Annotated in this window: 8 protein-coding genes; 1 reads left to right on the top strand and 7 read right to left on the bottom strand. The window is 35.0% G+C overall.

Features of this window, described 5'->3' with window-relative positions; translation table 11 throughout:
- Window positions 1-54: 54 nt before the first annotated feature.
- The 4 genes from Q0838_RS00950 to Q0838_RS00935 form a co-directional block, all read right to left on the bottom strand.
- Complete coding sequence (locus Q0838_RS00950) at window positions 55-534, bottom strand: hypothetical protein (RefSeq protein ID WP_298950274.1); 480 nt, start codon at window positions 532-534, stop codon at window positions 55-57.
- A 176-nt stretch (window positions 535-710) separates the two neighbouring features.
- Window positions 711-3,479 (bottom strand): outer membrane beta-barrel protein, encoded by a 2,769-nt coding sequence (locus tag Q0838_RS00945; protein WP_298950272.1) that lies wholly within the window; start codon window positions 3,477-3,479, stop codon window positions 711-713.
- 192 nt (window positions 3,480-3,671) lie between these two features.
- Window positions 3,672-4,976, bottom strand: coding sequence for a ribosome biogenesis GTPase Der (der, locus tag Q0838_RS00940; protein ID WP_298950483.1), 1,305 nt, complete (start codon window positions 4,974-4,976; stop codon window positions 3,672-3,674).
- A 142-nt stretch (window positions 4,977-5,118) separates the two neighbouring features.
- A complete protein-coding gene (locus Q0838_RS00935; protein WP_298950270.1) occupies window positions 5,119-6,096 on the bottom strand; it encodes a polyprenyl synthetase family protein in 978 nt (325 codons plus the stop codon).
- A 227-nt stretch (window positions 6,097-6,323) separates the two neighbouring features.
- Between Q0838_RS00935 and Q0838_RS00930 the strand changes: the two genes are divergently transcribed.
- Window positions 6,324-7,805: a choice-of-anchor J domain-containing protein gene (locus Q0838_RS00930; protein ID WP_298950268.1), complete on the top strand. Its 1,482-nt coding sequence runs from the start codon at window positions 6,324-6,326 to the stop codon at window positions 7,803-7,805.
- A gap of 101 nt (window positions 7,806-7,906) precedes the next feature.
- On the opposite strand, the gene rlmN is transcribed toward Q0838_RS00930, so the two are convergent.
- From rlmN to queA, 3 genes are all read right to left on the bottom strand, one after another.
- On the bottom strand, window positions 7,907-8,950 hold the full coding sequence (gene rlmN / locus Q0838_RS00925) for a 23S rRNA (adenine(2503)-C(2))-methyltransferase RlmN (protein WP_298950266.1): 1,044 nt from the start codon (window positions 8,948-8,950) through the stop codon (window positions 7,907-7,909).
- A gap of 96 nt (window positions 8,951-9,046) precedes the next feature.
- Window positions 9,047-10,714, bottom strand: a complete 1,668-nt coding sequence (locus tag Q0838_RS00920) for a T9SS type A sorting domain-containing protein (RefSeq protein ID WP_298950264.1) — start codon at window positions 10,712-10,714, stop codon at window positions 9,047-9,049.
- Between the two features lie 191 nt (window positions 10,715-10,905).
- Window positions 10,906-11,958: a tRNA preQ1(34) S-adenosylmethionine ribosyltransferase-isomerase QueA gene (gene queA, locus Q0838_RS00915; protein WP_298950263.1), complete on the bottom strand. Its 1,053-nt coding sequence runs from the start codon at window positions 11,956-11,958 to the stop codon at window positions 10,906-10,908.
- Window positions 11,959-12,025: the final 67 nt, after the last annotated feature.

The following is a 12,025-nucleotide window of genomic DNA, read 5'->3' as shown; positions in this document are numbered from 1 at the left end:
AAAGTGGAGCAATTTAAGGATTATGAACGGCTTTGTCATAAAAAACTAGTCTATTTACTTCTTTAAATCTTTCATAGAAAAATCAGGATGGTCTACTCTAAATTTCCAATAGCTGGTCCATTCTCCTAATTTTTCATTAGACTTATACTCCTCTACTTTAGAGAGACCAGTTTTTTTATAGTAAAGTACGTATCCAGAAACTTTATCGTGCTCGTACTGTTTTTTAATTGTACGATACCCATTATGATTATGAAACACCCACCAGTTATGCTTAAAACTATTTTTATAATACCCTTCTTTATCTATTCTACCGTGTGTGTACAAATACCAATAACCGTCCTTTTCATTACTTTTAAAATGACCTTGAGCACTTATCTTGCCAGCTTTATAGAATTTCCAGTAGCCATCTTTCTCACCATTAACCACCCAACCTTCACTAGTTAACACACCGTTTTCATAATCCTTGACATACACCTTATCAGGACTCAAAAAAAAATTACTTAATATTAAAAATAATGCTCCTATATATTTCATGATCGTATCAATTATCTCTTTTCAAAGAACATAGAAATAAATCACATTTTGATCACAAAAGGATATGCTACTATTTCAAAAACGTTAAATCTGACATAAATCGGGAATTATGTGCAAAACAAGATGGATGTTGGTATGTGTTCCGCTTTCGCGAAAGCGAAACACTCATCTAACATTTAAAAATCATTATTTCTATTAGGATCTTTACCACCGAATTTTGAGAACTTATAAGTAAAACTAAGCATAAAGTATTGCTTAAGAACAAGACTACTTGTGTCTGCAACGTAGTCACCTGTAATGGCTCTATTAGTATCTATAATCTGATTAAGTATATCATAAGCTTTAAGCTTAACCGTCGCTTTATCCTTAGCAAATTTATACCCTAGACTACCGATAAGAACGATAGAGTCGTCATCAAAATCTCCAGAAATATTTCCAAATTTATTGTACTCACCACGCAATCCCAAAATTACATGTTGTGGCCAGGAAGTAGTTATATCAATCGCGACACGCTGGTTAACAAAATCTTGCTCGCTTATAGAAGCAATATCATATTGCGTTTTATTTGCCGTGATTTGATACTCTAGATCTACATCTATGTAATCTCTTAAACTATATTCAAAAGTTAGACTAGGCGATAAACTAAAATTATCTGATTGAAAAGCCACACCGTTAGTAAAACCTTTATCTATAGAAATGCTTGCATCTAGACTTAAATCAAAGCCTATTTCTCTAGAGTCTTTTTTCCATGTTTTTGAAAAACTAGAATAAAGATAACCGTTATACTCTCCATTTATGTTAGTATATGTAGTGGTTCTTATAAGATCTAAATCTGTAGTGGTAATGGCTGCAACACTATTATCTGTATAAGTAAAACCTCCTCCAGAATAGAAACCAGAACCTTTTTCCCAATCATAGCGACTCAGGTTAAAGTACACATTATGTTGCTGGCTCGCATCTAGGTCTGGATTACCTATTACTATATTTTGTGGATTTGTAGTATTCTCTACAGGCTGCAACTGTCTTACACTAGGTACATTTACACTATTACGGTAATTTAAATACACTCTACCGAACTTGCCAAATTTATAACTAAGGTTTGCTCGCACATAAGGATCTGTAAATTCTTTCTCAAAACTAGTTCTCAACAACTGGTCTTCACTATCTAGTGTCTGATAAATAACTCCTGCACTTACATCTAGTCTTAAATCGTCTTTCTTATACTTTAATCCTACACTAGGTCTTTGCTGTGTATTATTTACTACATAATTATTACTTAGTGTTGTATTGAAAACTAAATTATCAGATCCATCTCTATCAAAAATACTTCTCTGATTATTCTCTTTTCCTGCTTCAAAATTATAGTTCAAAATCAGTCCCGTAGTTTCTGAGAGCTTCTTGTTGAGATATGGAGTTATGGAAAAGCTTTGTGAATCTGACTCTTCATCTATTAATTGATCTTGGACCACTGGAGTATCTGGATTACCTGCTGTATTAAAGGTAGTAGTGGTACTATTAAAATCACTTTGTGAATCACTGCTCTTTTTATTTACGTTCCCATAAAAACCATAGTTAGTTCCTTTTTCTTGAGTTCTTCTAGACAGATTCATACGGGCACTATAAGATCTATTCTTTGAGTCAGATATAGAAGATGTCTTAACGCTATTTATATTATTACCATTTTCATCGCTAGAAAGCGAGCTACTCGTGTTATCACTATAGTTATCTGAAAGGTTTATGTTAGGCCTTACACTAATAGTGGTAAGTGTATCTGGTTTAACCTCTACACGGCCACTTATTCTATGACTATTTCCCGACCTATCACCACGGTTAGAACTTTCTGTATTAAATGTCCTATCCGGCAGGAACGTGGTCCTGCGACTATCAGAGGCAGATTCTGTATCGTTACCTCCATAAAAATAATTTAAAGAAACACTTACCGTTTCACCCCAGTCATTAGACATATTTAAACCAGCACTATCACTAGAAGTAATACCACCGCTACCACCAAAGTTTACACCATTGATACCAAAACTACCATTACTACTTCTAGTGATAGAATAAGCACTACCACCCATAGCATCATAAATCTCGTCAAAGGAGAATCCCGGACTATTAATATTATTACTACTTCCTAAAACACTTACTTTAAGATCTTTATTAAAATAATTTACAATTCCACTCATAGAGTACCTATCATCAGTACCGCCACCAGCTGTTAATCGCGAGAACCAACCTTTGTTTTTATCTTCGTCTATGGTTATGTTAATCTCACTTATATTTGCGTCTCCATCTTCCCCATTTGCTTTTTGAGCATCTGTTTTAGATTCTGTCACCTGGATTTTATCAATAATTTCTTTAGGTAAATTTTTGAGAGCTATTTGTGGATCATCGCCGAAGAATTCTTTCCCGTTCACTAAAATCTTAGAAACCTCTTTACCATTTACAGTTATTTTACCGTCTTTACCTACCTTCACACCTGGCAGCTCTTTCATTACATCTTCCAGAGTAGCATCTGCTTTTGTATTAAATGATTTTGCATTAAACTCTAGAGTATCTTGCTTTACAGTTATAGGTGCTTTTCTTGCTCTAACTACTATACTATTTAAAGACTCTATGTCATTACTCAAATTAATCACACCTAGATCTAATTCTCTAGCGTCGTTAAGATTTATAGTTCTAGAATAATTTTTATACCCTTGAAAAGAAGCTATAAGCGCTACCTTTTCAAATGCTGTATTTCCTGATAAGGTAAATATACCTTCTGTATCAGTAATAGAATAAGTTATTAAAGTAGAATCCTTAACACTCTCTAGATAGACTGTTGCGCTTAGGAGTTTTTCATTAGTTAAAGAATCGCTCACTATTCCCTTAATAGTAAATTGCTGCGCTTGTGACGAGAGAGAAAAAGCCATTAAAAAAATGACTAAAATCGAGAACCTCATAGTAGAGTATTTTTTATCGGTTAGTTAGTTACAGTATAGAGAAAAACGCAATGTAATTAGTAAAATTTTAACACCGCTCTGTTCTTAACAATTTATTAAGAAAGCACCTCTTTATTATTTAATCTTCACTTTAAGAGCATAAAAAAAGCATCCTTTCCAGAATGCTTTTTTTTTAAAGATTTGATATGTTGTTTATTTTTTTCTCATATATACACTAATTGGGACACCATGGAAATCAAAATGTTTTCTCAATTGGTTTTCTAAATATCTTTTATAAGAATCCCTAACGTACTGAGGTAAGTTACAGAAAAACGCAAACTGAGGCTGTGGTGTCGGTAATTGAGTAATAAATTTAATTTTAACAAACTTACCCTTTAATGATGGTGGCGGATAGTTCTCTATTAAAGGAAGTAACACCTCATTAAGTTGACTCGTTTTAATCTTTTTACTGCGATTTTTATAAACCGCTACCGCTGTTTCAATCGCTTTATGAATACGTTGTTTATTCATTACAGAAATAAAGACAATAGGAACATCTGTAAAAGGTTCCATTTCTTTTCTAATCATCGCCTCGTACTCCTTAGCCGTGTTAGTTTCTTTATCCACTAGATCCCACTTATTCACTAGAACAACGATTCCTTTACGATTGCGCTCTGCTAGCCAAAAAATATTTTGCACCTGACCATCAAATCCTCTAGTTGCATCCAGCATAAGTATGCAAACATCTGCATGTTCTATAGCTCTTACACTACGCATTACACTGTAAAACTCTAGATCTTCACGCACTTTCTTCTTTCTTCTAATACCAGCCGTGTCAACTAGATTAAATTCAAAACCAAAACGATTGTATTTAGTATCTATAGAATCTCTTGTAGTACCAGCAATATCTGTAACGATATATCTCTCCTCACCTATAAGGGCATTTATAAAAGAACTTTTACCAGCATTAGGTCTTCCTACTACAGCAAATCGTGGTAAATCGTCTACCGTTTCTTCTTCTGTATCTGGTAATATCTTCACTATCTCGTCTAGTAAATCACCAGTACCGCTACCATTCATACTAGAAATAGAATAGTATTCACCTAGACCTAGATTATAAAATTCATAAGCATCTTGCTCCCGTTGATTATTATCTACTTTATTAACGACTAGAAAAACCGGCTTTGTCACCTTGCGCAATAATGTAGCTACATCTTCATCCATCGGTGTTATACCTTCTTCGGCATTAACCATGAAAATGATGGCATCTGCCTCATCAATAGCTAGCTCTACTTGTTGATCTATCTCTTCTTCAAAAATATCATCACTACCGACTACATAACCACCAGTGTCAATAAGAGAAAACTCTTTACCATTCCAGTCACTTCTCCCGTAATGTCTATCTCTAGTTACTCCACTTACAGAATCGGTGATCGCTTCTCTCCTTTGAATCATACGATTAAAAAGAGTTGACTTACCTACATTAGGTCTTCCTACTATTGCTACTATACTCATGATGGCATTTTTTGCGTTTGCAAAGGTAGTTTTTTATTGAGGATTAGCGTACTAGCTAGGATAAGATGTTTGATAAAAATTCCGCTTTCGCGAAAGCGAACTAAAGACAAACCACATTGCGCAATTAAAGCAGCAAGTTAGAATGTTACTTTTTACGATCTATTACATAATCCACCATCATTTTAAGTGAATTCTTATATTCTGACTCTGGATAGGTATTTAAGATAGCAAGTGCTTCTTCCTTATATTGATACATAGCCTTAATTGCATAGTCTAAGCCGCCGTTATTCTTAACAAAGTCAACAACCTGACGTACTCTTTTCTTATCTCGATTGTGCTTTTTAACCGAGTTGATAAGCCATTTTTTATCTTTAGCACTAGCGTTATTAAGACAGTAAATTAATGGTAAGGTCATTTTTTGTTCCTTAATATCTATACCAGTAGGCTTCCCTATACGCTCATTTCCATAATCAAAAAGATCATCTTTGATCTGGAATGATATCCCTATAAGCTCGCCAAATTTGCGCATCTTCTCGACGTCTTCACTGTCTGGTGAGACTGCGCCAGCTCCTAGACTACAACATGCCGCTATTAAGGTGGCCGTTTTTTTACGAATGATGTCATAGTAAACATCTTCTGTAATATCTAGGCGTCTTGCCTTTTCTATTTGAAGCAACTCGCCCTCACTCATCTCACGCACGGCAACGCTTATGATTTGTAAAAGGTCAAAATCTTTGTTATCAATACTAAGAAGCAACCCTTTAGACAGTAAATAATCTCCTACTAGAACGGCGATTTTATTTTTCCATAAAGCATTTACAGAGAAGAAACCCCTGCGCTTTAAACTATCATCTACCACGTCATCATGAACTAGAGTTGCTGTATGAATAAGCTCTATAACAGACGCGCCGCGGTAAGTACGCTCATTAACCTGACCATTACCCACCATTTTTGCTACTAGAAAAACAAACATAGGGCGCATTTGTTTCCCCTTACGGTTTACTATAAAATGTGTGATGCGATTTAATAAAGCAATGCGTGAAGCCATAGATAGATGAAACTTTTTTTCAAAAAGTTCCATTTCATGAGCTATAGGCTCTTTTATTTGCTCTACTATCTTCATAAGGTTGCAAATATAAGACTACAACGTTTATCTATTAAATAGAATGCTATTTTAACAAATAATGTTGTTAGTGATTACTTCAATGGGCAAACGTACATGTGAATACGCCTCATTCAATCTACTACATAAAAAAACATATTGATTCAATAGTAATTTACTCGTAATAATCTCTTAAAAAGCCTTAAAATCTTATATATTGAGCACTTATTCAAAAAAACTCCATAACTATGAAAAAAATTACTATTTTATTAATGCTTTTTTGCTTCACGATGAGCTACGCGCAATTTTCTGAAGACTTTAACGGCACAAATGCAGCGTTTCCACCAGCTGGTTGGGCAGTTTATAACGGCGCAAACGGATTAGGTACGGTTGAACAATGGGTTCAAGCAGGTACTGAACCTGATTTCAGAGCTCAATCAGGTTTTGAGGTAGTTACAGCAGGAATGGTTGCTGAAGATTTTATTGTATCACCACTTATACCTATTAACGCTACTCAAAACCTATTAAGATTTCTAGCGACAGATTTTAATCAAGGAGACTTCGGTTCTATCTTATCTATTCAAGTATCAACTACTTCACAAACAGATCCAAATTCTTTTACAGAAATAGAAACATTTAGCGAGGCTCAATTAGGTAATCCAGCACCTAACTCTGCCGTATTTTCTCAATTTGAAGTAAATCTTAGAGCATATGTAGGACAAAGTGTATACATCGCATTTGTACACAGACAAAATGATGGTGACTTTATCACCTTTGACAACGTAGAAGTTGTACAAGGAGCAACAGCTGCACCGAATGACAATACTAGCCCTGACCCTGCTAACTTGGCTTCAGGAGTTATGGTAAATACTGCTGATGCTAATGCTGATAACGCACCTGACAACTCGGTAACATTCACATGGCAACTTGCTACGTCTGGTCTAGCAGCAGAACAAATCGAATTTTTCTTAGGTGATTCACCGACTACTCTTCAATCCTTAGGTACTCTAGCAGGGACAGCTACAACGGTTACATTACCTAGATTTTTTGAAGGGACTACATACTATTGGCAGGTGGTACCAAGTAATAGTTTTGGCCCATCAACAACTCAACCAGTATGGAGTTTTACAACAATGACAGGAACAACTATCGCACCTGGAACAGTTTCAAACCCAACTCCAGCAGATACTGCAACGGCACCATTAGAAGTTACTGATGTAGATATGGATGGTAACCCTGATAATGCAATAACTTTCATGTGGACAGAACCTTCTGGAGATCCAGTAGAAATATACACTTTAAGCCTAGGAACTTCTCCAACAGATTTATCTCTATTTACTACAGGTATAGTAGGTCCTACTTCTAGTTTTAGACTAAGTAATGTACCTGACAACACTACTTTTTATTGGAAATTAGATGCTGAAAACTTAGGTGGAGCAAACACTTCTAGTCCTGTATGGGAATTTACAACTGGAATTACTGCTTCTGTAAATGATGAAGAGATTAACTTCATGACATTAAGCCCTAATCCAGCAACGGATTATATTAATTTGAATACAGATACAGCAATAAATGACATCACTTTAACCAATGCACTAGGTCAATCTATAAGCAACAATTTAAAACTAGAGAATAACAGATTAAATGTTAGCTCTCTTAAAAACGGCTTATATTTTTTATCAGCTACAAGCGAATTAGGAACACAAACCATCCGTTTTATAAAACAATAGTACCCTTTCAATTACTAAAAGAGGCTGTCTCATTAATTTGAGGCAGTTTTTTTTATGCTTAAGAATTAATCTCTTACATTTAAAAAGAACTACTAATTAACTTACTGCTGTTTATTTGCTAGCTGACCACAAGCGGCATCAATATCTTTACCTCTACTTCTTCTAACATTTACAACTATACGGTTGCGTTCTAGTTGTGATCTATACATCTCGATAGCCTTTGGGCTAGCTTGTTCAAATCTAGGGTCGTCTATAGAGTTATATTCAATGATATTCACTTTGCAAGGTATTACTTTGCAAAATTTAACCAGCTCATGCACGTCCTCTTCTGTATCATTAATTCCTTTCCATACCACATACTCATAAGTAACCTTTGTACCTGTCTTTTCATACCAGTATTTTAAGGCATCTTTTATGTCAGATAATGGGAACTGCTCATTAAAAGGCATGATCTTAGTACGCTTTTCATCTATCGCACTATGCAATGAAAGCGCTAGGTTAAACTTAGGGCCGTCATCAGCAAGTTTTTTCATCATCTTAGGAACTCCACTGGTAGAAAGCGTTATACGCTTAGGAGACATCCCTAAACCATCTTCACCTGTAATCTTTTCTATAGATTTAAGAACATTGTTATAATTCATCAACGGCTCACCCATACCCATAAACACAATATTAGATAAAGGAATATTATGGTACAGTCTACTTTGTTGATCTATAGCTATGACCTGATCATATATCTCATCTGGTTGCAAGTTTCTCATACGTTTTAATCTTGCAGTAGCGCAAAACTCACAATTGAGACTACAACCTACTTGAGAAGACACGCAAGCGGTGGTTCTCGTAGCGGTAGGTATAAGAACAGACTCTACAGTTAGACCGTCATGAAGTTTAACTGCGTTTTTTATTGTACCATCTTCACTCCTCTGCATATCGTCCACCCTAATATGATTGATAACAAAATGCTCTTCTAGAAATGCTCTGGTATCTTTAGAAACATTAGTCATATCGTCAAATGAATGCGCAGCTTTTTTCCATAACCATTCATAAACCTGGTTACCTCTAAAAGCCTTATCTCCATTTTCAACGAAATAATCTCTAAGTTGCTCTTTAGTAAGTGATCTAATATCTTTCTTCTTCTCTTTCAAAATAGTATATAAAAAAACGCGTTGCAAAATTACATGATCTTGCAACGCGTTTTGTATGAAATCTTAAGTTTATTACTTTTTAATTCACCCTATTAATTAAATTTTAGAGATTTTTTCTGTTATAGAGATATTCTCACCTTGAATTTTCAAGAAGTAAATACCGCTAGATAAATTTTGAATATCTAATTGATTCTCTAATTGATCAAAAGAACCAGAACGTATCAACTTACCAGAAAGATTATAAACACTATAACTAGCAGGATTCTCTAACACCACATTAAAAATACCTCTAGATGGATTAGGATACAATTGAATACTAATAGCGCTATCAACTAATTGATTACTCAAAGCAGCAGCATATTCACCATCTAATGAAGTAGGATTAGTATTATCAGGATCTAGCCAATCTCTTAATCGAGTAGCTGAACTAAAACCACCATTCCAACTAACATCAAATCTTCCATAATAATCTGCAGTACCATTATCATTTGTTCCGGAACAAGCAGCAAATCCACCATATAGTTGCCCTACAATGTGACCATTAATATCGAGTAAACAACTACCTGAAGAACCACCTTCTGTTACACCATAATCCCAGTCAGCAATTATCCATGTTTGAGTTCCTTGAAAAGTAGTCCCAAAAGTAGATTGATCGTTACGTGATAATTTCATAATATCAAAACTAGGGTGATGAATACCCAATTGCTGGGTAGAAGGAGTAGTACTCTTATTCCAACCTCCATAGAATAAATCCCAAGCCGCTGGAGGCATTTGATTAAGTTCAAACAAAGCAAAGTCAGAAGCACTTCTATTCGCCTTTAAAGTTGCACCAGTTAACACTCTAGTCGGAGCATTAGAACCCACCGTATTTGCAAAAGTGGCACAATCTGGCGTGTTCGTATACCATTGAAAACCAAAAGACCATTGACTTGCGTTAAAAGAAGCTCCTGCACCATCTGCTGTATTCCCTAAACAATGGTCTGCAGTTAAGAAATAAGGAGTTCCATCTTGAGCTACATTATTAATTAAAGTACCTGTACAAGTAGATGACCCATTACCACTAGGAAAAATAATTCTAGCAACACCATTAATATAATCATCTCTTACAGTAGCCCAATTAGAACCACCACCACGATTACCATTAGGATCACATAGAGCATCGACATTACAGTCACCTGACTCATTTAACTTCTGAGCATCTAGTGAAGAATCTAAAGATCTGTAACCATGGACTACGTTATCTATTGAAATTCTACCCATATTTTTAACCGATGCAGGCTCAAAATATTCTACCCATACATGATCACCTTTGATCATCCAGGTCATTAAATAACCATCTGACTGATTTTCACTATCAGTATATGGTCCTATCTTATCAGTATGATCATCATTATAAATGTAAAACTCAGCTCCTTCAGGAACATCATATCTATCTAACATCAAGTTTATTGTCTTTGCACCATTAGATTTAATTTGTAAACGCCATAATCTATCTCCATTTTCTAACTCTGTCCATGTCCCTGAATTAAATAAATTAAAATCAACATTTAAATTAGTTCCAAATCTTAAAGGTTTAGTAATAGAATTTTGCTTTTCTAACTCGTCCTCTAATAAAAGAGCCTGCTCATCTACTAATGGCATAACTTCTAATCTAGGAGTAGATTTTAAAGCAAAATCCCAACCACGTGGAGTTGCTTCGTTTGTTACTTGTGCTAGAGCTATTTGAGAAACAAATAAAACAGCTATAAAGTATAATTTTCTCATTATAAAATATTTTAGGGGAATAATGGCAAGATAAATCAATGTAATTAACTCACATAATTTCTAAGGTTAAATTGTTTACATAAACATAAACCTTTGATAACCTAAATTGATTCCTTCTATAAATGAAAATCAAAAAAAATGCCACAAGTAAAACTTGTGGCATTTTAAATACTGTCTGTCTTTAGTTTTGATTAATCTATGATAAGCATCGCATCACCATAGGTACTAAATTTATAATCTTCTTTAAGAGCAATTTCATAAGCTTTCTTAAGTAAGTCATAACCTGCAAACGCTGCCGCCTGCATCATCAAAGTAGATTTTGCTGGATGAAAGTTAGTAATCATGCTATTTGCAATAGAAAAATCATAAGGAGGAAAAATAAATTTATTAGTCCACTCATCAAATGTATTTAGACGACCGTTACTACTTACCGCGCTTTCTAAAGTACGCATAGTGGTAGTACCTACAGCACAAACATTTCTTTTATGCTCCAGCGCTTCATTCACTACAGCACAAGTTTCTTCTGCGATGAAAGCCTGCTCACTGTCCATTTTATGTTTAGATAGATCTTCTACTTCTACAGGGGCAAATGTACCTAAACCTATATGCATAGTAACCGTAGTCATTTTTACACCTTTAATTTCTAGACGTTTCAATAAATGTTTAGAAAAGTGCAAACCTGCAACAGGTGCGGCTACAGCGCCTTCTTTCTTTGCAAATATAGTTTGGAAACGTTCTTCATCTTCTGGCTCTACTTCTCTATTTAATTCTTTAGGAAGCGGCGTTTCTCCTAGATCTTTTAGAGCCTGTCTAAACTCCTCATAACTGCCATCGTAAAGAAAACGCAAAGTACGACCTCTAGATGTCGTGTTATCGATAACCTCAGCGACTAGACTCTCGTCATCACCGAAATATAATTTATTACCTATTCGTATTTTTCTTGCAGGATCTACTAAAACGTCCCACAATTTTGTTTCAGGATTAAGCTCTCTAAGCAAGAAAACCTCGATTCTAGCACCAGTCTTTTCCTTATTACCGTATAATCTCGCAGGAAAAACCTTAGTGTCATTCATCACAAAAATGTCATCTTCATTAAAGTAGTCTATCACATCCTTAAACATCTTGTGTTCAATTTCTCCAGTTTTCTTGTGTAAGACCATTAATTTAGACTCATCTCTATTTTCTGCTGGATACTGTGCTATGCGATCTTCTGGCAGATCGTAACCAAATTGTGATAACTTCATTAATTCCTTTTTATTATAAGCTGCAAATATACGATTTGCGTATAGGCCTTGTCAAGTAAATAAGCGC

Origin of the sequence: uncultured Nonlabens sp. (assembly GCF_947495285.1) — a bacterium.
Lineage (GTDB): Bacteria > Bacteroidota > Bacteroidia > Flavobacteriales > Flavobacteriaceae > Nonlabens.
The sequence above is the reverse complement of the archived record's forward strand: the minus strand, read 5'-3'. Positions and strand labels throughout refer to the sequence as shown.

Excerpts from the sequence above, each read along its gene's own strand:
- Q0838_RS00950 (WP_298950274.1), bottom strand. The coding sequence starts at position 534 with ATGAAATATATAGGAGCATTATTTTTAATATTAAGTAATTTTTTTTTG.
- Q0838_RS00945 (WP_298950272.1), bottom strand. The coding sequence starts at position 3,479 with ATGAGGTTCTCGATTTTAGTCATTTTTTTAATGGCTTTTTCTCTCTCG.
- Q0838_RS00935 (WP_298950270.1), bottom strand. The coding sequence starts at position 6,096 with ATGAAGATAGTAGAGCAAATAAAAGAGCCTATAGCTCATGAAATGGAA.
- Q0838_RS00930 (WP_298950268.1), top strand. The coding sequence starts at position 6,324 with ATGAAAAAAATTACTATTTTATTAATGCTTTTTTGCTTCACGATGAGC.
- Q0838_RS00920 (WP_298950264.1), bottom strand. The coding sequence starts at position 10,714 with ATGAGAAAATTATACTTTATAGCTGTTTTATTTGTTTCTCAAATAGCT.
- queA (WP_298950263.1), bottom strand. The coding sequence starts at position 11,958 with ATGAAGTTATCACAATTTGGTTACGATCTGCCAGAAGATCGCATAGCA.